Here is a 25,141-nt window from a genome sequence, read left to right as displayed (position 1 = left end):
GGGCGTGAGCCCCGCTGTCGCCGGGCGGCGGGGGTGGTCTACGTCGGGTCGAGGCCGTGGCTGCGGAACCACGCCAGCGGGTCGATCGCCGAGCCGCCGCTCGGACGGACCTCGAAGTGGAGGTGCGGACCGGTGGAGTTGCCCGAGTTCCCGGAGAACGCGATCGGCTGGCCGGCCTTCACCGCCGTGCCGGAGGGGACCTGGTAGCTGGAGAGGTGGCAGTACCACGTCTCCGTGCCGTCCATCGCGGTCACGATCATCATGTTGCCGTAGGCGCTGTTGTACTGGGTGCGGACCGTGCCGTCGGTCGCGGCCATCACCGTCGCGCCGTACGAGACGGGGAAGTCGATTCCGCTGTGCACGGACATCCAGTTGATGCCGGACTGGCCGTAGTAGGCGCTGAGGCCGTGCTGCGCGACGGGAAGCGCGAACTTCGGGCGCAGCCGCTCCTTGCGGGCCGCCTCCTCCGCCGCCGCCTTGCGGTCGGCCTCCTGCTGGGCCTTCAGGTCGATGCGTTCCTGGGTGCGGCTGGCCCGGTCGGCGAAGTCGTTGGCCCCGGCGGAGAGGCTCTCGAGCTGGGTGTTGAGTTCGTTGTTGACGGTGGCGGGCTGCACCGGCGGCGGGTCCGCCGCGGTCGTCCTGGTCTCCGGGCCGCCGCCGTCCTCGGCCAGATCGCCGACCGAGGCCGCCGCGATACCGGCGACACCCATCACACACGCCGAGGGCACGGCCACCGTCAGCAGCGCGGAGCGCTTGGCGGGCGTGCGGCGGCGGGAACGGGACCCGCCGTGTGACGCCGCGCGCGGCGCGGGCAACGGGGTGGACTCCTCCTGCTCGTCGAGCAGCGGGGCCGTCGTGGGCGGCTCACCGGCGTCGTCCGGTGTGTCGTGCGCGGGCTCGTAGGAGACCTCGTAGCCGGCCTCGTGGAGCTCCTGATCGGATTCCTGGGAATCGAAGCCCGGGGAGGGGTCGGCGGCGGAGGACCGCAGGTCCGGGTGTCGCTCGAACGTGGCGGTGGCCTGCTGGTCGAACGGTACGGCCTGATGCTCGTAGGAGGGGGTCTCGTAGGACTCGGAGACCTGTGTGGCCGTGACCTGTGCGGCCGTACTGCCGTCGGAGTTCCACTGCGTGGCGTCGTAGGCGCCGGTGTCGAAGGTCTGGGTGCCCCAGTGCCACTGCTGGGTCGGGTCGGTGGTGCTCTGGGCCTGGTCGGGCTGGAGCCAGGCACCGGCGTCCCACTGGCCGCTCGCGTCGGGTGCCGTGGCCTGCGGCGGGACCGTCGGCGTCTGCTGCTGCCCGGTGGTCCAGGCGGTCGCGTCGTAGCCGCCCGTGTCGTAGGTGGCCTGCTGCTGAGCCGGGTACGCGTCGTAGTGAGCGGTGTCGTGGCCGCCCGCGGACCAGTCCCCGGTGGCGTACGAAGCCGGGTCGTGACCGCTTCCCGAGGGGTTGCCGAAGAGGGGGTCGGTGGTGAAGGCCGCGGGGGCCGGAACGTCGGTTCCGAAACCCGTGGAGTCGAAACCGTTGGTGTCGTAGCCGCTGTACGTGGTGAAGTCTCCGTACGGGGCTTCCTGGGTGCCGTAGGACGCGTAGTGCGCCGAGACGGCGTCGGAAGCCGGGGGCGGGGCCATTGTCCCCGACGGGTGACGGTCGTTCACCAACTTCTCTTTCGCCTCGACAACAGGGGCTGGCAGAGCAGTGCGGCGACTGTACCCGGCGGTACGCGGGCGCGACAATCTTCCGTAGGTTTCGCGCGCGCAGGAAACGGGCATTCGGTTGCGTTTTGGCGGCGGGTATTCACGGTCTTGGCTTTGTGTTCGAAATCCGTTCGAGATCTGTATGCGTTCACGTCGCCAAGTCGCCCGGGCGGAGCGGCTGTTGTTCGGGTGGGGAAGTGCTGTCGTCGTGAATGTCGAGGGGCATGCGCTTCGGGCGTGTCGCCGCCTCCCGTCACGCCACCGTCAGGCCGCCCGCATGGCCGGTGGACGGCTCTCCGGGGTGCGCCGCATCGAGGGCCTCCCGTATGCCGGTCGCCACGGCGGGGTGCACGGGCAGGGCGAGGTGGCCCACGCCGCCCACCCGCACGTTCTGCGCGACCAGGTCCCGGTGCTGGATGCAGGCCGATTCCAGCGGGTCCATGATGTGGTCGAGGTCGCTCCAGAAGGCGACGAAGCGGGTGCGGCAGCCGGGTGCGGGGCGGGCGAGTTCCTCGACCACCGGTGAACCGGGACGCATCTGGCGCACGATGGGGTGCGCGTTGGCCAGCGGTGCGACGCGCGTGCCGGAATGCGGGGTACCGAGCGTGACGAGGGTCCGTACGCGGGCGTCACCGCCCAGGCGCTGCGCGTAGTACCGCGCTATCAGCCCTCCGAGGCTGTGTCCGACGATGTCGACGCGGCTGCTGCCGGTGCGCTCGCACACTTCTTCTATGTGCCGGCCCAGTAGTTCGGCTGCGACGCGGATGTCGCAGGTCAGCGGAGAGTAGTTGAGCGACTCGACCTGTTGCCTGCCGTGCTGGGCGAGACTGCGGCGCAGCAGCAGGAACACCGAGCGGTTGTCGATGAAGCCGTGCAGCAGCACGACCGGGGGCCGGCACTCCGTCGGCAGCTTCGCGGTGCCGTCCGGCGGGGGGAGCTCAGGCATCGTGTCCCGCCGCTCCTGCACGATGCCGGCGGGATAGAGGAGCATGTGACCCACCAGGATGGCGAGCTCCAGGGCGGTGGCCTTCAGCAGGGCGGTGGAGAGACCTGCCAGCCGGCTCGGCACCAGGCGCCGGCAGAGCGGCAGAAAGGGGAGTACTGCCTCCGTGACCTTCATGGCCGACCTCCTGTCGGCACGCGAAGGACAGCTCTGTCCCCCATGTGCCCTCATGGGGTTCGCTACGAAAAGCGGTCGACGCCGCGCCCGTCAGGAGCTTTGGCTGGTCGCGGCGGTGGGACGACCTCGTTACGAATCCCTTATATGCATGTTCCCACTGTTGTCCGTGTGTCGCACGGGCAGCGGTGCCCGACTCGTGAGGCACCGGGACGGTGCGCGGTGAACATGTCCCTCTGTGTGATTTCCCCCTCGGTCCGCACCGTGAAACTGCCGGTTGCGGGATGCTGGGGATCACGTTCGTTCACTTCTCCGTCCCGGTGCGGACCGGGGTGTCCGTGCCTTGACGGCGCATTCGGTGGGCGGCGGAGGCGTGCGGCACGTGACGGGTGCGGCATGACTTGTATGTGCGGTATTTCTCGGTACGGATGGATGTAGTCGCTTTAGGAGGCAGTAATGGGTGTGGCAGCCGGTCCGATCCGCGTGGTGGTGGCCAAGCCGGGGCTCGACGGCCACGATCGTGGGGCCAAGGTGATCGCGCGGGCCCTGCGCGACGCCGGTATGGAAGTCATCTACACCGGGCTCCACCAGACTCCCGAGCAGGTCGTCGACACCGCGATCCAGGAGGACGCCGACGCGATCGGTCTGTCCATCCTCTCCGGCGCGCACAACACGCTCTTCGCTGCGGTGATCGACCTGCTCAAGGAGCGGGACGCGGCGGACATCCTGGTCTTCGGCGGGGGGATCATCCCCGAAGCGGACATCGCTCCGCTGAAGGAGAAGGGCGTCGCGGAGATCTTCACCCCGGGTGCGACGACGGCGTCGATCGTGGACTGGGTGCGCGCGACCGTGCGGCATCCCGCGGAGGCGTAGACCCCGGCTCGGGCGGTCCCCGTCGACCGCGCGGACCCGGCTCGGAACCGACGGTGCGGTTTCCGGCTCCGAGGCAGACCACGCGGCCGGACCGGCCGCGATCGGTGCGGGCGTCCCTGGATTCATCCGCGAGGGCGGTGCGCGGGGGCCGTGGTGGGGGCCGGGGAGTCAGGGGTGGCCGGGTGGCGCCGGGGTCAGCTCCGCCAGCATCGCGGCGCGCAGCCGCAGCGTGGTGACCAGTCGCTGGAACGCCTCCGACCAGTAACCACCGGAGCCCGGCGAGGCGTCCTCCGGCTCGTCCGGTACGGCCAGGAGCGCATCGAGGTGGCCTGCCTCCGAGGGGTCGAGGCAGCGCTCGGCCAGGCCCATGACACCGCTGAAACTCCAGGGATAACTCCCCGCGTCCCGGGCGATGTCGAGTGCGTCCACCACGGCCCGGCCGAGCGGCGGTGCCCACGGCACCGCGCACACGCCGAGCAGCTGGAACGCGTCCGGCAGCCCGTGTGTCCCGATGAACCCCGCCACCCACTCGGCTCGTTCGGCCGCGTCCAGCGTGCCGAGCAGCTTGGCCCGTTCGGCCAGGGACACGGCTCCCGGGCCGCCCGCCTCCACCGCGGCGGGCTCGCCGAGCAGTGCCCGCGACCACTCCGCGTCCCGCTGGCGCACCGCCGCGCGGCACCATGCCGCGTGCAGTTCGCTCCGCCAGTCGTCCGCCACGGGGAGGGCCACGATCTGCCGGGGGGAACGTCCGCCGAGCCGTCGCGACCAGGTGCCCAGGGGGGCCGCCTCCACCAGCTGCCCCAGCCACCACGACCGTTCGCCCCGGCCCGCGGGAGCCTTGGCCGTCACCCCGTCGCGCTCCATGTCCGCGTCGCACTCGTGCGGCGCCTCGACGGCGAGGGTGGGCGTGTCCCGGGTGTGGTCCACGGCCACGCACACCCCGGCCCGGACCGCCATACGCTCCGCGAGGGCCGAACCGGGCAGCGCCGACAGCAGCTCGGCGGCCGTCGCCCGTACGTTGCGGCTGCGGTCGGCGAGCGCCAGCTCCAGGAACGGCTCGTCGTCCGGGGCGAGCCGGGTGCGCAACGAGTCGAGGAACATCAGCCGGTCCTCGGCCCGCTCCGTCGCCCAGGTCGTCGCGAGGAGTTCGCGTGCGGCGGCGGGCCGACGGGAACGGAGGGCGGCGAGCAGGGCGACCCGTTCCGCGAAGAGGCCCTCCTGCCAGAGCCGCAGGGACGAATCCGTGTTCTCGGGGGCTTCGGGGTCCTCGGGAACCTCGGGGTTCGCGGCGTTCATGGTCCCCGGCAGTGACACGCCCCCTCCCGGCGTCGAGCGCAGAGCGAACCGCCAGTCCGGGTTGAGGCGGGCCAGCCACAGAGCGCGCGGCCCCGCGAACCGCAGGACCGCCGGCCGCAGGTCGGTGCGCCCCCGCGCGGCGTCGAGCAGCGCGGGCAGCGCCGGGGCGGGCGCCGCGAAGCCGTGGGCGTTCGCCGCCGCCAGCCACTGGGGCAGCAGCTCCATCAGGTCCGGTGCCGTGCCCCGGCGGCCGCCGCCGGAGGTGCCGGGGCGGTCGGCGAGCAGCAACGTGAGCCTGCGGGCGGCGGCGGATGGCAGCGCGGGGCGCGGGTCCCGGGGCGCCGGTCGCGGACGCCCCGCCGCCTTGGCGGGGCGCAGTCCGGCGCGGCGCCGCACGGTCGCCACGGCCGCCGCGTCCAGCAGCGCCTTCGGGGCGTCCGGGCCGGGCGCGGCGCCGGCCGGAGTACGCCGGTCCGTCCCCAGCAGCGCCGTGGTGACGAGGTCCTCCCAGGCGCCCGGGAGGGACGGGTCCGCCGAGTGCGGCGCCGACGCGGCCGAGGGCGCGGCCGGTACGGAGGTCCTGCTCATCTGATCTCCTTCGAGGGGAACCCGCCCTTCAGGGGCGATCCGCCGCCGGCCACCCACGGCCCCGAGCGGGGTGATACGTGCGGGATGCCCGGTCGACGAAAACCAAGCTGACCGGGCCTATCGCCGGGCCGGCGGGGTGTCAGGTCTGTGGAGCCGGCGTAAGACCGATGACTGGTACACCGGTCCTCGCCGTTGATTCGGGTCGGCTGTTGTCGATGAAACAGAAAGATCGACCCGTGAGGGTCGGACCCCCTTGCTCGGCCGGGGTAGATGTCAAGAGATTCCTTTCCGTCGGACGGCCGGAGGCGGGCGGGGTCGGCGAAGTGCGGGCGGCTCAGCACAGCGGCACCACCTCGCCGGGTCCCTCCGGCCAGGCCGCCAGCGGGGTGAATCCCCGGTGGCCGCACTCGCCGAAGACCGTGACCGGCGCACCACCCGAGAGGGCGACGAGACGCCACAGGCCGGGACGGGAACGCGCGGCCGCGGTGAGCGGCAGGGCGGCGTCCTCGTCGGCGTCCGCGAGCTGCCAGGAGGCGCCGTCCGGGGCGGGTATCACCCGGTCCAGGGTCACCGGAACGGAGTCCAGCCAGGGGTCGTCGCGCAGCGCGTCGCCGTAACGGGCGGCGGCCCGGGCCGTGGTCGTCCCGGGGGGCCGCTCGGCCGTGGGGGCGGGCGCCGCGAACCGCTCACCGAGCGCCGCCCGCGACTGCCCGGTGCCCGGGTAGGCGGACAGCTCCGCGTCCAGGGCCAGACCCACCGGCAGCGCGAGTTCCGGAGCGCGCCCCGCGGCCCCGTAGGAGAGGAGCAGCGCGGTGCGCCGCGAGTCCGTGCCGTACAGCCAGATCCGGCGGGTCGTCAGTCGCGCGTCCGCCGAGTCGTACTGGGCGAGGACCAACCAGCGGTCCCGCACCGGCGGGCCGGCCGCCGAGGTCGGCAGACCGATGCGGGAGCGGACGGTCGCGGCCAGCCCCTCCGGCAGCCGATCACGGAGCAGCCAGCCCTGATCGAGGAGGTGGAGCAGTGCGCACTCCTCCAGCAGTCGCACCGGCCACCCCGGGCCCGTGCCCGGAATCGCCCCCAACTCCCGGACCCTGGTGGCCAGTCCCTGCGCCTGTGCGTCGACCATGCGGGCCGCCGTCTCCTCCCACAGGCCGTACCCGGACCGCTCCGCCGCGGCCAGTCCGCCGCGGAGCAGATCCGACAGCCGCTGCTCCAGCTCCGACGCACCCGCGGTGACCCGCTCGGCCCGGCGCTCCGCCCTGCGCCGGGCCGCCTCCGGATCGGCGGGTCCGGACGGGGGACCCGACGGGGCCGCGGTCCCGTTCCGTTCCGCGCGCCCGCGCCTGCCCGCGATCCACTGCCCGGCCCACTCCGGCACCTCCGCCCGCGGCACCGCCCCCTCGTCGCCCGCCCAGAGCAGCAGCAGGCCCAGGGCGTGCTTGCACGGGAACTTGCGACTCGGGCAACTGCACTTGTACGCGGGCCCGGAGGCGTCCGTGATGTCGACCACCGTCCGGTACGGCTTGCTGCCGCTGCCCTCGCACAGCCCCCACACCGCCCCCTCGCCCGAACTGCCGGCCTCGGACCACGGGCCGGCCGCGCCGAGTCTGCTTCCCGCTGTGCGCGACGCGACGTCAGGCGCCAAGGCCAGCACCTGGTCCGCGGTCCAGCGCACCCCCTGCTGAGTCATGTCGTCGAAGGTAGATCCCCCCACTGACAATCGGCCTCGCATGAGCGTTTGCCCAGGTCACAGCGATTGTCAGTGGTGTGGTGCACGGTGGGTACCAGATCCGAACCGGCCGAGCTGGAGGGGGACTCCGCCATGTCTGTGTCTGTCGAACCGACGTCTGTCGAACCGACACCCGTCGACCCGAGCCGGAACGACTCCGCGCTCGTGGACGGGGGCGCGGGGACCGCCCCGCCCGCGCCCGCGACCGAGGTGCTGCGGGCGCATGCCGAGGACGCCTTCGCCGCCGAACTCACCGCGCTGGCCGCGCAGGACGACCGTCCGCGGCCGGCCCGCTGGAAGCTGTCCCCGTGGGCCGTCGCCACCTATCTGCTCGGCGGCACACTGCCGGACGGCACCGTGATCACACCGAAGTACGTCGGCCCGCGCCGCATCGTCGAGGTCGCCGTCACCACCCTGGCCACCGACCGCGCCCTGCTTCTGCTCGGCGTGCCCGGCACCGCGAAGACCTGGGTGTCCGAGCACCTGGCCGCGGCGGTCAGCGGCGACTCCACCCTGCTGGTCCAGGGCACCGCCGGCACGCCCGAGGAGGCCATCCGCTACGGCTGGAACTACGCCCGGCTGCTCGCCCACGGTCCCAGCCGCGACGCCCTCGTGCCCAGCCCCGTCATGCGCGCGATGACGGAGGGGACGATGGTCCGCGTCGAGGAACTGACCCGGATCCCGGCCGATGTGCAGGACACGCTGATCACGATCCTGTCGGAGAAGACGCTGCCGATACCGGAACTGGGCCAGGAGGTGCAGGCGGTCCGCGGCTTCAACCTGATCGCCACCGCCAACGACCGTGACCGGGGGGTCAACGACCTGTCCAGCGCCCTGCGCCGCCGGTTCAACACCGTGGTGCTGCCGCTGCCCGAGACCCCCGAGGCGGAGGTCGACATCGTCTCGCGCCGGGTGGACCAGATCGGCCGCTCCCTCGACCTGCCGACCGCGCCCGACGGCATCGACGAGATCCGCCGTGTCGTCACCGTCTTCCGCGAGCTGCGCGGCGGGGTCACCGCCGACGGCCGGACGAAGCTGAAGTCGCCCAGCGGCACCCTGTCGACCGCCGAGGCGATCTCCGTGGTCACGGGCGGGCTGGCGCTGGCGGCCCACTTCGGGGACGGCGTGCTGCGGGCCGGGGACGTGGCGGCGGGCGTGCTCGGCGCGGTCGTCCGTGACCCGGCGGCGGACCGCGTCGTCTGGCAGGAGTACCTGGAGACCGTCGTCCGCGAACGCGACGGCTGGAAGGACTTCTACCGGGCCTGCAGGGAGGCAGGCGCGTGAGCGAGGTGGAACAGCCCGGCGGTGGCCGGGGAGCGGGACCGCTGCTGCTCGGAGTACGGCACCACGGACCGGGGTCGGCGCGGGCGGTGCGGGCGGCCCTGAAGGAGGCCCGTCCGGAAGTCGTCCTGATCGAGGGTCCGCCCGAGGCGAACGATCTGATTCCGCTCGCCGCGGACGACGGCATGCGTCCGCCGGTCGCCCTGCTCGCCCATGCGGTGGACGAGCCCGGCCGCTCGGCGTTCTGGCCGCTCGCCGCGTTCTCCCCGGAGTGGGTCGCGATCCACTGGGCGCTGGAGCACGGCGCCCCGGCCCGCTTCATCGACCTGCCGGCCACCCACACCCTGGCCCGGGGGAGGGGCGAGGCGAATGACGGGGAGCGGGCGGACACCGGGCAGCGGACCGATGCGCGGATCGATCCGCTCCGGGTGCTGGCCGAGGCCGCCGGGTACGACGACGCCGAGCGGTGGTGGGAGGACGTCGTCGAGCACCGCGGAGTGGGGGAGGAGGGCGACGCGCTCGCCCCGTTCACCGCGCTGGAGGAGGCCATGACGGCGCTGCGGGAGGTGTACGGCAGCGGGGGACACGACCGGGATCTCGTGCGCGAGGCGTACATGCGGCTCCAGATCCGGGCGGCGCAGCGGGAGTTCGGGGGCGGCGTGGCCGTCGTCTGCGGGGCCTGGCACGTGCCCGCGTTGCGGCGGAAGGCCACCGTCGCCGCCGACCGGGCCCTGCTCAGGGGCCTGCCGAAGGTCAAGACGGACATGACGTGGGTGCCGTGGACGAACCGCAGGCTGTCCCGGTTCAGCGGATACGGCGCGGGCATCGACTCGCCCGGCTGGTACGGGCATCTGTTCGGCGTGGAGGACCGGCCGGTCGAGCGGTGGATGACGAAGGTGGCGGGGCTGCTGCGCGCCGAGGACCGGATCGTGTCCTCCGCCCACGTCATCGAGGCGGTACGGCTGGCGGAGACACTTGCCGCGGTGCGCGGCCGGCCCCTGCCCGGACCGGGCGAGACGACGGACGCGGTGCGGGCGGTGATGTGCGAGGGCTCCGACGTGCCGCTGGCCCTGGTGCACGACCGGCTGATCGTCGGTGACGTGCTCGGGGAGGTGCCGGCGACGGCCCCCGCGGTGCCCCTGCAACGGGACCTCACCCGGACACAGCGCCGGCTGCGGCTGAAACCCGAGGCCGCGGAGCGGGAACTGGAACTCGACCTGCGCAAGGAGACCGACGGGCAGCGCAGCAGGCTGCTGCACCGACTGCGGTTGCTCGGCATCGGCTGGGGGGAACCGGCGGCCTCGTACGGGAGCACGGGCACGTTCCGGGAGACATGGCGGCTGTGCTGGGAGCCGGAGCTGTCCGTGCGGGTCGCCGAGGCCGGGATATGGGGGACGACCGTACTCGCCGCCGCGACCGCCAGGGCCGAGGCGGACGCCGTCGCGGCGCGGGACCTCGCCGCCGTCACCGGGCTCGCCGAGCACTGCCTCCTGGCCGAACTGCCCGACGCGTTGCCCACGGTGACGCGGATGCTCGCCGACCGCGCGGCCCTCGACACGGACGTCGGTCATCTCGCCCAGGCCCTGCCCGCCCTGGTCCGCTCGCTGCGCTACGGCGATGTGCGCGGCACCGGCACCGAGGCGCTGGCCGAGGTCGCCGCCGGGCTGGCGGAGCGGGTCCTGGTCGGCCTGCCCCCGGCCTGCGCCGGACTGGACGCGGACGCCGCCGACGAGATGCGGCGCCATCTCGACGCCGTGCACGGGGCGGTGGGGCTCCTCGGCGACGTTCCCGCGCCGGGCCGCGGGAACCTGCGCGCCCGCTGGACGTCGGCACTGCGGAAGCTGGCGACGCGGGACACCGTGCCCGGTGTCGTACGGGGGCGGTCCGTCCGCCTGCTGCTGGACGACGGGGAGCTGGCGCAGAACGAGACGGCCCGGCAGATGGGGCTGGTGCTGTCGTCACCGGGCACGTCCCCGGCGGACGCGGCGGCGTGGATCGAGGGATTCGTCGGAGGCTCGGGGGGCGGGCTGCTCCTCGTCCACGACGAGCGGCTCCTCGGACTGGTCGACGCATGGCTGACGGGGGTGCCGGCGGAGGCGTTCACGGACGTACTCCCGCTGCTGCGGCGGACCTTCTCGGCGTACGAGTCCGGGGTGCGGCGCACGCTCGGCGACCTGGTCCGGCGTGGGCCGGGAGCGCGGGGCGGTGCGGAGAGAGCCGGTCGTGGGACACCCGGCTTCGCGGCCGGCCTCGACACCGGCCGGGCGGACGCGGTCCTGCCCGTGGTGCGGCTGCTGCTGGGGCTGGGACCGGGAGTGGAGGAGGCGGCCGGGGGCGGCGGAGGCAGCGAGGACACAGACGCCGGCTTGGTGGGAGCGGCGCGATGACGGCCACCCGGCCACCGGACGAAGGCGCAAGGGACGGAGGGGAAGGTATGACGGCAGCGGTGACGGACCCGGCGCAGGAACGGCTGCGACGGTGGCGGCTGGTGCTCGGCGGGGGCGCGGCGGACGGCACCGGACGCGCGCTGTCCGGCCAGGACGCCGCCATGGACGGAGCGCTCACCGCGCTCTACGGCGAGGGGGACAAGCCGCAGACGGGGCGGGAGCGTTCGGCTGGGCTGGGGGCGTCCGCGCCGTCGGTGGCGCGCTGGCTCGGGGACATCCGGACCTACTTCCCCTCCTCCGTCGTCCAGGTCATGCAACGCGACGCCATCGACCGGCTGGGGCTCGCCACCCTCCTGCTGGAACCGGAGATGCTGGAGGCGGTCGAGGCCGACGTCCATCTCGTGGGCACGCTGATGTCACTCAACAAGGCGATGCCCGACACGACGAAGGAGACGGCACGGGCCGTCGTCCGCAAGGTCGTCGACGAACTGGAGAAGCGACTCGCCACCCGCACCCGGGCCACGCTCACCGGCGCCCTCGACCGGAGCGCCCGCGTCAGCCGGCCCCGCCACCACGACATCGACTGGAACCGCACGATCGCGGCCAACCTCAAGCACTACCTCCCCGAGTACCGGACGGTCGTGCCCGAGCGGCTCATCGGCTACGGTCGTGCCGCGCAGTCCGTGAAGAAGGAGGTCGTCCTCTGCGTCGACCAGTCCGGGTCGATGGCGGCGTCCGTCGTCTACGCCTCGGTGTTCGGGGCGGTGCTCGCGTCCATGCGGTCCGTCGACACGCGGCTCGTCGTGTTCGACACGGCGGTGGTCGACCTCACGGACCAACTCGACGACCCCGTCGACGTGATCTTCGGTACCCGGCTCGGAGGGGGCACGGACGTCAACCGGGCGCTGGCGTACTGCCAGTCGCAGATCACCCGGCCCGCGGAGACGGTGGTCGTACTGATCAGCGACCTCTACGAGGGTGGCATCCGCGACGAGATGCTCAAGCGGGTCGCGACGATGAAGGCATCGGGGGTGCAGTTCGTGACGCTGCTGGCGCTGTCCGACGAGGGGGCGCCCGCCTACGACCGGGAGCACGCGGCGGCCCTCGCCGCGCTGGGCGCGCCGGCGTTCGCCTGCACGCCCGACCTGTTCCCGGAGGTGATGGCCGCGGCGATCGAGAAGCGGCCGCTGCCGATACCGGAGCCGGTGTGAGAAGGGGAGAAGGGGAGGGGCGATTTGTCGATCCGTCGTCGTCCGACTCGGTTCGGCAAAGGCGGACATGACGCCCCATCGGTGAGAGAGGGCTTGCGCACCCTCGGGAGCCGCGTGCGAGGATCGACGACGCTCGACGCCTGAGGCATCGAGTTTCCTTCATGTACCGCCGTCCACGAGAAACCTTCCTCCCTTGACCTGGCCAGCCCTCCTGCCCGGTGCCGCTCTGCGCGCGATGCGCACGGCGGTCGGCAGGCGTGCGCTGCACCTGGCGTTCCTGGTGGGCGCGGTGCTCGTGCTCGGTGTGCTGTGCGGGGAGCGGGCCCAGGCGGCGGACGGCGGCGGCCCGGTGAGCACCCCCTTCGCTTCTCCGGTCGCCGGTGCGGTGGTGTCGGTTTCGGGGTCGGTGGGTGAGCGGGTCGTGACCCCGGTCGCCGATCGGCTGGATGGTGTTGCCGCCGACCTGACCGAGGTGCCCGTGAAGGCGCTTCCGGTACCGTCTCCGCCTTCACGCCCGCAGGCTCCCGCCCTGCCGACCTTGCCCGGTCTGACGCGGCCCGCGCCCCTTCCGGAGCCCCCGGGGCTGCCCGAGGTCCCGGTGGAGCCCCGGCTCCCGCGACTGCCCGCCGTGCCGCCGGACGCACCGAACGTGCAGGACGCACAGGAGGCACCGGAGGCACCGGGCCCCCTCCCGGCGCCGTTCGCTCAGTCGGAAGCCCCCGCGCCACCGGCGACCGACGCCTCCGCACCCACCGCGCGGCCCGAAGCCCCGGAGGCCGCCGAGCACGGCCCGCATGCCGGAGGTGCCGACGCAGGCCTCGCCGTCGACCCGCTGCCGCACGACGACGCCGAGCACCGCGCCACACCCCCCGCACCGCCCACCGACCCGGCCCCGGCGCCCCACACCCCCGGCGGGGGCCCGGACGGCACGACGGGCCACCGCTCCGCGGCGGATCACGGCACACCGCGCCACGGCGACGCGGACGCCGTCACCCCGGGTCACCGTCTCCGCGTCCGGTTCGTACCCGGCGCCACCGTCTCCACCGAGGCGGCCGAGACCGAGGACCGGTACCGGGACGTCCCGGTCTCTCCCGCCTAGGCGGAGCCCCCGGGGCAGCCCGCGCACCTGCGCGGGCCCTCGCCCGGATGCCCGGGCGCGAGCGCACCCCAACGCCCCCCAAGCCCGTACGGGCGCCCTGCATCCGCACGCCTCGTACACCCCATACGCCCCGTGCACCTCGCACGTACGGCACCTGACTCGCGAGTAAGGAAAACTTCACGGAGGTATCCGGAACCGGACGGCCGAACGCCGTCGGCTGGTCCGGCCGCAACCCCGTGGATGGGGTGATCGGTCCCCATTGGGGTGGGGACCGGCCACCCCGCACCCCGGAGGGCAGGAACCTCGTCCCTGCCCCGGGTGTACGGCGGGCCCCACCGGGTCAACCCCAGCCCGGTGGGGCCCCACACCGATGGCATGCTGTGTCACTTTTTGCGGCATCCTGTGACAGGTATCACCGCTCATGTGTGACCCGCGATTTAGAGACATCTTGCAACCGGGGCTAACCTGCGAGACGGACATGCCGCGCGCTCGGACACCGTGTGCGCCCCCTCTGTGACACTGCGGACGTAGTCACGTTGCCCTTCGCGGCACGCCCACGCATCCAACGAATCGCGAATCACTGATAGGGACGGAAGCGCGTGGACCTGTTCGAGTACCAGGCGAGGGACCTCTTCGCCAAGCACGATGTACCGGTGCTGGCCGGTGAAGTCATCGACACGCCTGAGGCGGCGCGCGAGATCACCGAGCGTCTGGGCGGCAAGTCCGTCGTCAAGGCCCAGGTGAAGGTCGGTGGACGCGGCAAGGCCGGCGGTGTGAAGCTGGCGGCCACTCCGGACGAGGCCGTCGCCCGTGCGACGGACATTCTCGGGATGGACATCAAGGGCCACACGGTCCACAAGGTGATGATCGCCGAGACCGCTCCGGAGATCGTCGAGGAGTACTACGTCTCCTTCCTCCTCGACCGTGCCAACCGCACATTCCTCTCCATCGCGTCCGTCGAGGGCGGCATGGACATCGAGGAGGTGGCGGCCACCCGTCCGGAGGCCGTCGCCAAGACGCCGGTGGACGCCAACGAGGGTGTGACCCCCGAGAAGGCGCGCGAGATCGTCCAGGCCGCGAACTTCCCGGCCGAGGTGGCCGACAAGGTCGCCGACGTCCTCGTCACCCTGTGGAAGACCTTCATCGCCGAGGACGCGCTCCTCGTCGAGGTCAACCCGCTGGCCAAGGTCGCCTCCGGTGACGTCCTCGCCCTCGACGGCAAGGTCACCCTGGACGACAACGCCGAGTTCCGTCACCCCGACCACGAGGCGCTCCACGACAAGGCCGCGGCCAACCCGCTCGAGGCCGCCGCCAAGGAGAAGAACCTCAACTACGTCAAGCTCGACGGCGAGGTCGGCATCATCGGCAACGGCGCGGGGCTCGTGATGAGCACCCTGGACGTCGTCGCCTACGCCGGTGAGGCGCACGGTGGCGTCAAGCCCGCCAACTTCCTCGACATCGGCGGCGGCGCCTCCGCCGCCGTCATGGCGAACGGCCTGGAGATCATCCTCGGCGACCCGGACGTCAAGTCCGTGTTCGTCAACGTCTTCGGTGGCATCACCGCCTGTGACGAGGTCGCCAACGGCATCGTGCAGGCGCTGCAGCTGCTCGCGGACCGGGGCGAGGAAGTCACCAAGCCGCTGGTCGTGCGGCTGGACGGCAACAACGCCGAACTGGGTCGCAAGATCCTCTCCGACGCCAACCACCCGCTGGTGCAGCGCGTGGACACCATGGACGGCGCGGCCGACAAGGCCGCCGAGCTCGCGGCCGCGAAGTAAGGGACGAGGGACACCACAGCCATGGCTATCTTCCTCAACAAGGACTCCAAGGTCATCGTCCAGGGCATGACCGGTGCCACGGGCATGAAGCACACCAAGCTCATGCTGGCCGACGGCACGAACATCGTCGGCGGTGTGAACCCGCGCAAGGCCGGCACCTCCGTCGACATCGACGGCAACGACATCCCGGTCTTCGGCACGGTCGCCGAGGCGATGGAGAAGACGGGCGCGAACGTATCCGTCCTCTTCGTGCCGCCGGCCTTCGCGAAGTCCGCCGTCGTCGAGGCGATCGACGCCGAGATCCCGCTCGCGGTCGTCATCACCGAGGGCATCGCCGTCCACGACTCGGCCGCGTTCTACGCGTACGCCGTGGAGAAGGGCGACAAGACCCGGATCGTCGGCCCCAACTGCCCGGGCCTGATCAGCCCCGGCCAGTCGAACGCCGGCATCATCCCGGGCGACATCACCAAGCCGGGCCGGATCGGCCTGGTCTCGAAGTCCGGCACGCTGACGTACCAGATGATGTACGAGCTGCGGGACATCGGCTTCTCCTCGGCCGTCGGCATCGGTGGCGACCCGGTCATCGGCACGACGCACATCGACGCGCTGGCCGCGTTCGAGGCCGACCCCGACACCGACCTGATCGTGATGATCGGTGAGATCGGCGGCGACGCCGAGGAGCGGGCCGCGGCCTACATCGCGGAGAACGTGACGAAGCCGGTCGTCGGCTACGTCGCGGGCTTCACCGCGCCCGAGGGCAAGACCATGGGCCACGCCGGCGCCATCGTCTCCGGTTCGTCCGGCACCGCCCAGGCGAAGAAGGAGGCCCTCGAGGCCGCGGGCGTCAAGGTGGGCAAGACGCCGACCGAGACGGCCAAGCTGGCGCGCGAGCTCCTCGCGGGCTGAGCAACCGCAGAACACGGATGGGCCCGTTCCCTCAGGGGGACGGGCCCACCGTCGTTCCCGGCCGCGTCACCCGTCACCCTGTCGGCCGGGGTCACCACGGTTGCGGTGCCAGTCGTTGCGGGCCGTGCTGCAGCTCCTTCCGGAGCTTGTTCCGCAGCTTCCGTTCCGTGTCCGAAAGGGGGCCCGGGGCCATCTGCAGCGGCACCCCCCGGACGGTCTCCCCGGGTGGCGGCGGTGGGTCGTAGCGCGTGGGCGCCGTGGCCAGGGTGAGCGCGGTGGCGCCGATCAGGGCGGCCGTGAAGGCGACGACGGCCCGGGTCCGGAACCGGGCCCTGCGCTCGCTGCCGCCCCGCACCTCCGGCGGCTTGGCGGACCGCAGGTGCTCGGAGGAGGCCAGCTCGGCCAGCCGTTCGTGCAGCACCCGCGGGTCCGACAACTCCGGCAGCCGGTCCGCGACGATCTCGTGCGCGTGCAGCAGCCGGTTCGCGGCCGCCCGCGTGCTGGCCTCCGTCTCCGCCGCGGTCTCCGGCAGGCCGAGGCCGACACCGTCGTAGAGCACGAGCGTGCGGCGGTACGGCGGTGGCAGGTGCAGCAGGACGTCCAGCAACTCCCGGTCGGACGGCTCCGCGGGCACCGGTTCCGGGCGCCGGTGGCGAGGCCGGAACCGGTGCCACGGGGACAGCGCCCACTCGTACGCCGCCGCACGCACCCAACCGGCCGGGTCGCGGTCGCGAGCCACTTCGGGCCAGCGGTCCCAGGCCAGTTGGAAGGCCCGTTCGACCGATTCACGCGCCAGTCCCCGGCGGCCGGACAGCAGATACGCCTGCCGTACGAGCGCCGGGGCGCAGAAGGAGTACAGGGCGTCGAAGGCCTGAGCGGGTGTCAGGGCGGAGGGACCGCCGTCCTCTTGGCCGGACGGGGCGAGTGCCCCCTCGGGGTGTTCGGAGTATTCGGAGTGCGCGGAGTGCGCGGAGCGATCAGGGCGTTCGAGGGGCCGCCCAGGCCGCCCGGGCCGCTCGGACCGCCCCGTGGGCGCGGGTGCCGTCGTGGCCGTCAGCAGTTCCGCGTACATCTCCCGCTTCCGGCCGCGCGGTGTGCTGCGACCGGACTCCCACGCACGCACCGTCTCGCGGCTGACGCCGATCCGCTTCGCGAGCTGAGCCTGCGTCAGCGAGCGGGACTCGCGCAGGCGTCGCCGTTCCTCGGGCGAGGGGAGGGGGGTGGCAGGGCTCCGTGTCACAGGACGCCTCTTCGTGCGAGAAGGTACATAAGGTTATATTGAGCGACACAGCGGTGCTTCAGTCGTTACGACGGGAAAGCGCGTGTCGTTGGGAGCATGACGGGTGTGATCCAGACGACTGCCCGCCGATCGACGCCGGCCCTGCTGCTCACCCGGATGCGTGACCGCCCGCCCGGACTGACCTCCGGTCTCCTCGGTGGTGCTCTCGCCGCGGGACTCGGACTCGCCGCGTTCGCCACGCTCGTGATCCTGCTGTGGATCAGCTCGCCCTACCCCGACAGCGGACCTGACGGCGCGCTGCACATCGCGGCGGCGCTGTGGCTGCTGGCACACGGCACCGAGCTGATCCGTACCGACACGCTCTCCGGTGTGCCGGCGCCCCTGGGCGTTCCGCCGCTGCTGCTGCTCACGGTCCCGGTGTGGCTGCTGCACCGGGCGGCCCGCGACGCCACGGACGGGGACGCCACGGACGACGCTCCGCTCGTCGACGGCCCGACCGCATGGGTGGGCGTCGTCCTCGGCTACCTGGCCGTCGGTGTGCCCGCCGCGCTCTATGCCGCGGGTGGTGAGCTGCGGCCCGCGTGGGCGTCGGCGGGCGTGTGCGTTCCGCTGGTCGCCGTGCTGGCCGCGGGGGCGGGGGTGTGGCGGGCGTACGGCTGCCCCACCGGGCCGCTGGAACGGACCGTGGGGGCACTGCTGCCGAGGGGGGTGCGGCATCTGCTCCTCGGCCCGGACGGACGCCTCGGGGTCGCGGCGCGCGCGGCGACGGCCGGGGCCGTGGTGCTCGTCGGCGGTGGGGCAGTGCTGCTGACGGTGTCGCTGGTGTGGCACGGCGGGGAAGCCCAGGCGGCCTTCCTGCGGTTGACGGAGGGATGGTCGGGGCGGGCCGCGGTGCTGCTGCTCGGCGTCATGCTGCTGCCGAACGCGGCGGTGTGGGCGGCGGCCTACGCGCTCGGCCCCGGGTTCCTCCTCGGGGCCGGCACTGCCGTGACCCCGTTCGCCTCCGCCCCGGCCCCACTGCTGCCCGCCTTCCCCCTGCTGGCGGCGGTGCCGGACGCGGGGCCGGGGACGCCGGTGAACTGGGCGGCCGGGACGGTGCCGTTGGCGGCCGGTGTGGTGACGGGGTGGTTCGTCGGGAAGGGCGCCACGGCGACCGGACACCCGGCGCCGGCGGAACGGGAGGGCCGGCGGTCGGGGCGGGCGCCGGACGCGGCGTGGTCGCGGAGCCGGACGGCCGGCGCCGCCGGGGCGGCGGCGGTGTTGTGCGCGAGCCTGCTGGCGCTGTCCGCCGCGCTGGCGGGCGGGCCGATGGGGGTCGAGGCGCTCTCCCGCTTCGGGCCGGTGTGGTGGCAGACGGGAGGCGCGACGCTGGTGTGGATCGGACCGGTGGCCACGGCGACGGCCCTGGCGGTACGGGCACGGCGGTGCCGCACGCCTCGGGACGAACCGGTGGAACGGGCACCGGCGGGGGCGGGACCAGGGACAGGGGCAGGGGCATGGGTGCCGAGGATCGGCAGGCCGCGCAGGCGGCCACCGGAGGGCGAGGCGCGCACCACGGGCGCGCGACGGCCCCCGGACGCCTCCAGCCCCTACGACTTCCTGCCCGCGGGCCCCACCCCGGCCGGACCCGGCGCTCTCCCGGCTCCCGGTGCTCCCGCGGTTCCCCCCGCGCCCCGCGCTCCCGAGCCCCCGAACACACCCGAGCCGCCCCCCGCGGTGTGAGGGAGCGGCCCGGGACGTGGGAGCGGCTGTCGGCAGCTCTCTCAGTCGGCCGTCCCGAGGAAGTTCCGGAGTTCGTCCGGCAGGAGGGTGTTGCAGGACTGCCTGGCCTCCTGGGTGAGGGCGTCATGCGTACAGGTGTAGTAGTCCCGGTACACCAGCTGGGCCGTGAAGTTGGCGGCGACCAGGGCGAGTGCCAGGGAGGCCGTGACCAGCCCGCTCACCGCGGCCGTGGTCTGCGGACGGCCCTTCTGCGCCGGTGCCGGGGAGTCGGGGTCGGAGGCCGCGCGGGGTTTGGCGCGCAGGGCGCTGATCGCCCAGTACAGGGCGAGCGCGCCCAGCAGCAGTGCGACGTAGGGCCAGCTGAACAGGGCGAAGAAGAAGGCCCACATGCCGGACAGCAGGGAGTAACGCGCCCGGCGCTGGACCGGGTCCGTCGGGTCCCAGCGCGGTCCGGGGCCCTGGGGCCCGCCGTTCCCGCCGCCCTGTCCCTCCGGGCTGCGCGGGCGATCGCCGAAGCCGCCCGAGGAACGACCGGGCTGCCGGTCACTCCACCGTCCGCCCCACGGGGAGCGGCCGCTGTCTCCCCGGCCGCCACCGTCACCGCCCTCGTCGCCGGACGGGCGCCGGGGCTGCCAGGGCTGGTCGGGGGTCCCCTCCGGGGGTGGCGCGAACGGGTTGTCCTCCTCGGAGCCACGGCGCCGCTCGCCGCCGCTGCCCTCGTCCCGGGGGGTTTCGGGCGGCGAGGAGGGGCGCTCCCGCAGCAGCACGGCGCCACGCTCCCCTCCCTGTGCCGACGGCTGGGGGAACGTGAGGAATCGCAGGCTGCGGTCCGGCATCAAGTGAGCGTCTTCCCCTTTTAACGAAGTGCGACTGATCAAGTACGGCTGGCCACGGACGACTTCCACGGCTGAGCCGGAGTGTTCCGTCCGTCCTCCGGTCCCGGGCTCCTTCCTGTGAACGCTTGGTGCACAGGAGGCGTTCCCGGACCGGCTCTTCCCAGACGCTACCTTCCAGCCACGCCCCCGTCCCGTGAGGGCCGCCCAGTGTGCCGGTATCGTTGCTGCCGGTCGGCCGCTTCGTAGGCTTCCCCGTATCCGAGGGGGCGAAGCATTCGTACGAATACACAAAGCGCTGTGCCTCCGACCGCACGAGCGCTCCCGAGAAAGGGCCCCACCGTGGCCGCCAAGCCCGTGGCCGAGCGCCCCAGGCGCCTCGTCGTGCTGGTCTCCGGATCCGGCACCAACCTGCAGGCGCTCCTCGACGAGATCGCCGCCGCCGGCACCGAGGCGTACGGAGCCGAGATCGTGGCCGTCGGTGCCGACCGTGAGGGCGTCGAGGGGCTCGCCCGCGCCGAGCGCGCCGGGCTGCCGACCTTCGTGTGCCGGGTCAAGGACTTCGCCGACCGCCAGGAGTGGGACGCGGCGCTCGCCGAGGCGGTCGCCGCCCACGAGCCCGACCTCGTGGTGTCCGCAGGGTTCATGAAGATCGTGGGCAAGGAGTTCCTCGCGCGCTTCGGCGGGCGGTTCGTCAACACCCACCCCGCCCTGCTGCCCAGTTTTCCCGGAGCCCACGGCGTACGGGACGCGCTCGCGTACGGCGCCAGGGTCACCGGCTGCACCGTCCACTTCGTCGACGACGGCGTCGACACCGGGCCGATCATCGCGCAGGGCGTGGTGGAGGTCCGGGACGAGGACGACGAGAGCGCGCTGCACGAGCGCATCAAGGAAGTCGAGCGAAGGCTGCTCGTCGAGGTCGTGGGGCGGCTCGCCCGCAACGGCTATCGCATCGAGGGACGAAAGGTAGTTATCCAGTGACCGCCGAGAGCAACAAGCGGGCCATCCGACGGGCGCTCGTCAGCGTCTACGACAAGACCGGGCTCGAGGAGCTCGCCCGTGGCCTGCACGAGGCGGGCGTCGAACTCGTCTCCACCGGGTCCACGGCCGGCCGCATCTCCGCCGCGGGCGTCCCCGTCACCGAGGTCGAGGAGCTGACCGGCTTCCCCGAGTGCTTGGACGGCAGGGTCAAGACCCTGCACCCGAAGGTGCACGCCGGCATCCTCGCCGACCTGCGCCTCGACAGCCACCGGCAGCAGCTCGACGAGCTGGGCGTGCAGCCGTTCGACCTGGTCGTGGTCAACCTCTACCCGTTCCGCGAGACCGTCGCCTCGGGCGCGACGCCCGACGAGTGCGTGGAGCAGATCGACATCGGCGGCCCCTCCATGGTCCGCGCCGCCGCCAAGAACCACCCGTCCGTCGCCGTGGTGACCGACCCCGCCCGGTACGCCGACGTCCTGTCCGCCGTCCGCGACGGCGGCTTCGACCTCGCCACCCGCAAGCGTCTGGCCGCGGAGGCCTTCCAGCACACGGCCGCGTACGACGTGGCGGTCGCCTCCTGGTTCGCCTCCGAGTACGCCCCCGTCGACGCCGCGGCCGACAGCAGCTCCGCCGCGGGGCGGTTCCCCGACTTCCTCGGCGCCACCTGGGAGCGCAAGAACACCCTGCGCTACGGCGAGAACCCGCACCAGCCCGCCGCTCTGTACGTCTCCGGCACAGGCGGCCTCGCCGAGGCCGAGCAGCTGCACGGCAAGGAGATGTCGTACAACAACTACACGGACACCGACGCCGCGCTGCGTGCCGCGTACGACCACGCCGGGCCGGCCGTCGCGATCATCAAGCACGCCAATCCGTGCGGGATCGCGACCGGCGCGGACGTCGCCGAGGCGCACCGCAAGGCGCACGCCTGTGACCCGCTGTCCGCGTTCGGCGGCGTGATCGCCGTCAACCGCCCGGTGTCCAAGGAGATGGCCGAGCAGGTCGCGGAGATCTTCACCGAGGTCATCGTCGCGCCGGACTACGAGGACGGCGCCCTCGAAGCCCTCACCAAGAAGAAGAACATCCGCGTGCTGCGCGCCCCCGAGGCGCCGGCCGCCCCCGTCGAGGTGAAGCCGATCGACGGCGGAGCCCTGCTCCAGGTCACCGACCGCCTCCAGGCCGAGGGCGACGACCCGGCCACCTGGACGCTGGCCAGCGGCGAGGCCCTCTCCGAGGCGGAGCTGGCCGAGCTGGCCTTCGCGTGGCGGGCCTGCCGGGCCGTGAAGTCCAACGCGATCCTGCTCGCCAAGGACGGCGCCTCGGTCGGCGTCGGCATGGGCCAGGTCAACCGCGTCGACTCCGCGAAGCTGGCGGTGGAACGGGCCGGCGCCGAGCGCGCCCGGGGCGCCTATGCCGCCTCGGACGCCTTCTTCCCCTTCCCGGACGGCCTGGAGATCCTCACCGAGGCGGGCGTCAAGGCCGTGGTCCAGCCGGGCGGTTCGGTCCGTGACGAGCAGGTCGTCGAGGCGGCGAAGAAGGCCGGCGTCACGATGTACTTCACGGGGACGCGGCACTTCTTCCACTGAGCGGCACGCATCCCCTTGAACTTCCCCTGAACCGAATCGGGCCCCGGCGTCGGCCGGGGCCCCATTTCACGGCCTGTCGGGCGGCTCGCGCGACAGGCACGGTGGCGGAACGGGTTCAGTACTGGGGCCGGTTGAACCAGTGGCTTCCGTTCTTGTTGGCGCAGTACACGATGATCAGGATGCCGAGGACCAGGCTGATCAGGGCGAAGAAGTTGGCCCCCAGCAGGCTGATCACGCTGAACAGCGTGACGAACGAGGCGTAGATGATCGCGGAGACACGCACCCCGCCCCGGCCGGTGGCCATCTTGACGCCCGTGAAGATCGCCCAGAACGCGAACGCCAGCACGATCACACCGAAGAAGATCATGACGCCCGCGCCGATGCCGGCGACGGCGTCCGCGTCCTCCGCGGAGATGGTCGGGTCGTCGGCGACGATCTCCTCGAACATCTCGGCGAACCAGGCGCTGGCGATCATCATCAGCAGGCCACCGAGGACCTGGAAGCCGCCGAGGACGAACAGCATCACGCGCGCGGCCTTCACGCTGCCGGGCATGACCGCCACGGGGCCCGGCTGGCCGTAGGGCTCCTGCGGGAACGCGGGCGGTGACGGGTAACCGTAGCCGGGCTGACCGGGGGGCTGCTGCTGGGGGTAGCCGTAGCCGGGCTGGCCGGGCTGCTGCTGCGGCTGTCCGTAGGGGTTGTTCGGGTCGCCGAAACTCATGGCGCTTCTTCCTCCGTTTTCGCTGCGGGTGCGGGGACGACGCGGGGCGCGGTTCGGAGGAAGTTCTGCAGACGCGGTCCGTCCCCCCGGTTCTTGCCCGCGGCACCGTGCCGTTCATCGTTCTTGACCGATCTGCCGATTGTCCAGCCGCAGGCGGTATGTGTTGTGCAAGTGCAACATTGCTGATCTTGGCCGGATGCAGGTGAAACATGGCCGGTCAGGGGGTGGACCGGAGGTGAAATATGGGATCGCGAACCCCACGGGCGCTCGGGACGAGCCGGGGACGCGGCCGGAGCACGTCCGGAGCGCGGGTGGAACGCGCGCGGATTGGAACCGGGACCCGGTCATCCGCGAGGATGGGTACATGACCGCCCAGATTCTCGATGGCAAGGCCACCGCAGCAGCGATCAAGTCCGATCTGACCGCCCGCGTGGCGGCGCTGAAGGAGAAGGGCGTCACGCCCGGCCTCGGCACGATCCTCGTCGGCGACGATCCCGGCAGCCAGAAGTACGTCGCCGGCAAGCACCGCGACTGCGCCCAGGTCGGCATCGCCTCCATCCAGCGGGAGCTGCCCGACACGGCCACGCAGGAGGAGATCGAGGCGGTCGTCCGCGACCTGAACGAGGACCCGGCCTGCACCGGATACATCGTCCAGCTGCCGCTGCCCAAGGGCATCGACGAGAACCGCATCCTCGAACTCATGGACCCGGACAAGGACGCCGACGGCCTCCACCCGATGAACCTCGGCCGCCTCGTCCTGAACGAGCCGGCCCCGCTGCCCTGCACCCCCAACGGCGTCCTCACCCTGCTGCGCCGCTACGGCGTGGAGATCAAGGGCGCCGAGGTCGTGGTCGTCGGCCGCGGAGTGACCATCGGCCGTCCGATGCCGCTGCTGCTGACCCGGCGCAGCGAGAACGCCACCGTGACCCAGTGCCACACCGGCACCCGCGACCTGTCGGCGCACCTGAAGCGCGCGGACATCATCGTCGCCGCCGCCGGCTCCGCCCATCTCGTCCGCGCGGAGGACGTCAAGCCCGGTGCGGCCGTCCTGGACGTCGGGGTCTCCCGCGACGCCGAGGGCAAGATCGTGGGTGACGTTCACCCGGACGTGGCCGAGGTGGCCGGCTGGGTCTCCCCGAACCCCGGCGGTGTCGGCCCGATGACCCGGGCCCAGCTGCTGGTCAACGTGGTGGAGGCGGCAGAGCGCAGTGTCGGCTGACAGCGACGCCCGAGAGGGGCAGGCCCCCGGGTCGGCGCCGGAGCAGCCTCAGGCACAGGAGCCGGCCCCGGCCTCGGCGCGGGCCGAGAACGCCGGGGCCCCCGCCCTCGCCGAGGCCCCCGACCCCATCAGCGCGCCCGACGCCGAGGGGAAGCCGCGACGCACCACCCGTCGCTTCCCGCGGTTCACCAGGGACACCGCCCGCCCGGAGGGCGGCGGCCGGGCCGCCGCCGGCGACGCCCCCGCGCCCGCCCGGCAGTGGCCGATCCTCGCCGTGCTGCTCACGGCCGGGCTCGGCCTGCTGCTGACCGTGTTCGACCTGTTCCGGATCGGCACGCTGCTGATCGGCGTGGCGCTGCTGGCGGGCGGGGTGCTCCGCTGGGCGCTGCCGGGTGTCGGCATGCTCGCCGTGCGCTCCCGCTTCACGGACATCGTCACGTACGGCGTGCTGGGGCTGGCGATCGTGCTGCTGGCACTGATGGTGCAGCCGGATCCCAAGCTGAAGATCCCGTTCCTGGAGGACCTGCTGCACTTCACGGTCAGCAGTTAGCGGGGCCCGTCCCAGGATGATCCGGGGGATCCGGGGGACGTAGCGGAACGGTTACTTCCGTGCCACAGCGCCCGGACAGCCGTTGAACAGGGGGTTCGGCGTGCAGGAAGGTTGTTTCCGGCGGCGGCCCGTCCTTTCACGGGGGTGAGGACGGGCCGCCGTCCACGGCAGGGCGGGCACTTCGGACGACCGGCGGGACCGGCAGGACCGGCGGGACCAGCATGACGATCCTGACGATCCCGGGCAATCCGCGCCGCCCTCCCGCTTTGTGCCCGGTTCTGTTCGGTCGAGGGGGTTGCCGGTGGGAGACTGGGCCACGAGCGAGCGAGCGCG

General features: G+C 72.9%; 19 protein-coding genes. 12 read left to right on the top strand and 7 right to left on the bottom strand.

What is annotated here, in order from left to right:
* Positions 1-38 precede the first annotated feature (38 nt).
* Together AB0I73_RS07305 and AB0I73_RS07300 are read right to left on the bottom strand one after the other, a co-directional pair.
* The gene (locus AB0I73_RS07305; RefSeq protein WP_363034675.1) at positions 39-1,769 is read right to left on the bottom strand and encodes a peptidoglycan DD-metalloendopeptidase family protein; all 1,731 of its coding nucleotides are present in this window, start codon (positions 1,767-1,769) and stop codon (positions 39-41) included.
* Between the two features lie 178 nt (positions 1,770-1,947).
* Positions 1,948-2,814: an alpha/beta fold hydrolase gene (locus tag AB0I73_RS07300; RefSeq protein WP_363034673.1), complete on the bottom strand. Its 867-nt coding sequence runs from the start codon at positions 2,812-2,814 to the stop codon at positions 1,948-1,950.
* Between the two features lie 453 nt (positions 2,815-3,267).
* Between AB0I73_RS07300 and AB0I73_RS07295 the strand changes: the two genes are divergently transcribed.
* Entirely contained in the window at positions 3,268-3,684 is a 417-nt protein-coding gene (locus AB0I73_RS07295) for a cobalamin B12-binding domain-containing protein (RefSeq protein ID WP_363034671.1), read from the top strand.
* 168 nt (positions 3,685-3,852) lie between these two features.
* Here the strand turns inward: AB0I73_RS07295 and AB0I73_RS07290 are convergent, their stop codons facing one another.
* Together AB0I73_RS07290 and AB0I73_RS07285 are read right to left on the bottom strand one after the other, a co-directional pair.
* Complete coding sequence (locus AB0I73_RS07290) at positions 3,853-5,568, bottom strand: DUF5691 domain-containing protein (protein ID WP_363034669.1); 1,716 nt, start codon at positions 5,566-5,568, stop codon at positions 3,853-3,855.
* Between the two features lie 334 nt (positions 5,569-5,902).
* A complete protein-coding gene (locus AB0I73_RS07285) occupies positions 5,903-7,258 on the bottom strand; it encodes an SWIM zinc finger family protein (RefSeq protein ID WP_363034667.1) in 1,356 nt (451 codons plus the stop codon).
* 132 nt (positions 7,259-7,390) lie between these two features.
* Here AB0I73_RS07285 and AB0I73_RS07280 point away from each other — a divergent pair, with 132 nt between their 5' ends.
* From AB0I73_RS07280 to sucD, 6 genes are all read left to right on the top strand, one after another.
* Complete coding sequence (locus AB0I73_RS07280; RefSeq protein WP_363034665.1) at positions 7,391-8,581, top strand: AAA family ATPase; 1,191 nt, start codon at positions 7,391-7,393, stop codon at positions 8,579-8,581.
* Entirely contained in the window at positions 8,578-10,965 is a 2,388-nt protein-coding gene (locus AB0I73_RS07275; RefSeq protein ID WP_363034663.1) for a DUF5682 family protein, read from the top strand. The genes AB0I73_RS07280 and AB0I73_RS07275 overlap by 4 nt, the downstream gene beginning before the upstream one ends.
* Positions 10,966-11,012: 47 nt before the next feature.
* The gene (locus AB0I73_RS07270; RefSeq protein WP_363034661.1) at positions 11,013-12,176 is read left to right on the top strand and encodes a VWA domain-containing protein; all 1,164 of its coding nucleotides are present in this window, start codon (positions 11,013-11,015) and stop codon (positions 12,174-12,176) included.
* 193 nt (positions 12,177-12,369) lie between these two features.
* Complete coding sequence (locus tag AB0I73_RS07265; protein WP_363034659.1) at positions 12,370-13,275, top strand: hypothetical protein; 906 nt, start codon at positions 12,370-12,372, stop codon at positions 13,273-13,275.
* 599 nt (positions 13,276-13,874) lie between these two features.
* On the top strand, positions 13,875-15,053 hold the full coding sequence (gene sucC, locus AB0I73_RS07260) for an ADP-forming succinate--CoA ligase subunit beta (RefSeq protein WP_363034657.1): 1,179 nt from the start codon (positions 13,875-13,877) through the stop codon (positions 15,051-15,053).
* Between the two features lie 21 nt (positions 15,054-15,074).
* On the top strand, positions 15,075-15,959 hold the full coding sequence (gene sucD, locus AB0I73_RS07255; protein ID WP_363034655.1) for a succinate--CoA ligase subunit alpha: 885 nt from the start codon (positions 15,075-15,077) through the stop codon (positions 15,957-15,959).
* 91 nt (positions 15,960-16,050) lie between these two features.
* On the opposite strand, the gene AB0I73_RS07250 is transcribed toward sucD, so the two are convergent.
* A complete protein-coding gene (locus AB0I73_RS07250) occupies positions 16,051-17,199 on the bottom strand; it encodes a helix-turn-helix domain-containing protein (RefSeq protein ID WP_363034653.1) in 1,149 nt (382 codons plus the stop codon).
* A gap of 96 nt (positions 17,200-17,295) precedes the next feature.
* On the opposite strand from AB0I73_RS07250, the gene AB0I73_RS07245 reads away from it, so the two are divergent.
* Complete coding sequence (locus AB0I73_RS07245; RefSeq protein ID WP_363034651.1) at positions 17,296-18,921, top strand: DUF6350 family protein; 1,626 nt, start codon at positions 17,296-17,298, stop codon at positions 18,919-18,921.
* Positions 18,922-18,962: 41 nt separating this feature from the next.
* Here AB0I73_RS07245 and AB0I73_RS07240 read toward each other — a convergent pair whose 3' ends face one another.
* Positions 18,963-19,757 (bottom strand): hypothetical protein, encoded by a 795-nt coding sequence (locus AB0I73_RS07240; protein WP_363034649.1) that lies wholly within the window; start codon positions 19,755-19,757, stop codon positions 18,963-18,965.
* A 339-nt stretch (positions 19,758-20,096) separates the two neighbouring features.
* Here AB0I73_RS07240 and purN point away from each other — a divergent pair, with 339 nt between their 5' ends.
* Both purN and purH read left to right on the top strand, forming a co-directional pair.
* Positions 20,097-20,735: a phosphoribosylglycinamide formyltransferase gene (gene purN, locus AB0I73_RS07235; protein ID WP_363034647.1), complete on the top strand. Its 639-nt coding sequence runs from the start codon at positions 20,097-20,099 to the stop codon at positions 20,733-20,735.
* Positions 20,732-22,318, top strand: a complete 1,587-nt coding sequence (purH, locus tag AB0I73_RS07230) for a bifunctional phosphoribosylaminoimidazolecarboxamide formyltransferase/IMP cyclohydrolase (protein ID WP_363034645.1) — start codon at positions 20,732-20,734, stop codon at positions 22,316-22,318. The genes purN and purH overlap by 4 nt, the downstream gene beginning before the upstream one ends.
* Before the next feature lie 115 nt (positions 22,319-22,433).
* On the opposite strand, the gene AB0I73_RS07225 is transcribed toward purH, so the two are convergent.
* The gene (locus AB0I73_RS07225) at positions 22,434-23,039 is read right to left on the bottom strand and encodes a hypothetical protein (RefSeq protein WP_363034643.1); all 606 of its coding nucleotides are present in this window, start codon (positions 23,037-23,039) and stop codon (positions 22,434-22,436) included.
* 364 nt (positions 23,040-23,403) lie between these two features.
* Here AB0I73_RS07225 and AB0I73_RS07220 point away from each other — a divergent pair, with 364 nt between their 5' ends.
* Positions 23,404-24,258 (top strand): bifunctional methylenetetrahydrofolate dehydrogenase/methenyltetrahydrofolate cyclohydrolase, encoded by an 855-nt coding sequence (locus AB0I73_RS07220; RefSeq protein WP_363034641.1) that lies wholly within the window; start codon positions 23,404-23,406, stop codon positions 24,256-24,258.
* A gap of 127 nt (positions 24,259-24,385) precedes the next feature.
* Positions 24,386-24,808 (top strand): DUF3017 domain-containing protein, encoded by a 423-nt coding sequence (locus tag AB0I73_RS07215; protein ID WP_363034801.1) that lies wholly within the window; start codon positions 24,386-24,388, stop codon positions 24,806-24,808.
* Positions 24,809-25,141: the final 333 nt, after the last annotated feature.

It is taken from the genome of Streptomyces sp. NPDC050388 (genome assembly GCF_040655635.1).
Taxonomy (GTDB): domain Bacteria; phylum Actinomycetota; class Actinomycetes; order Streptomycetales; family Streptomycetaceae; genus Streptomyces.
Note: the sequence above shows the minus strand (reverse complement) of the source record. Positions and strands in the feature narration are given on the sequence as shown.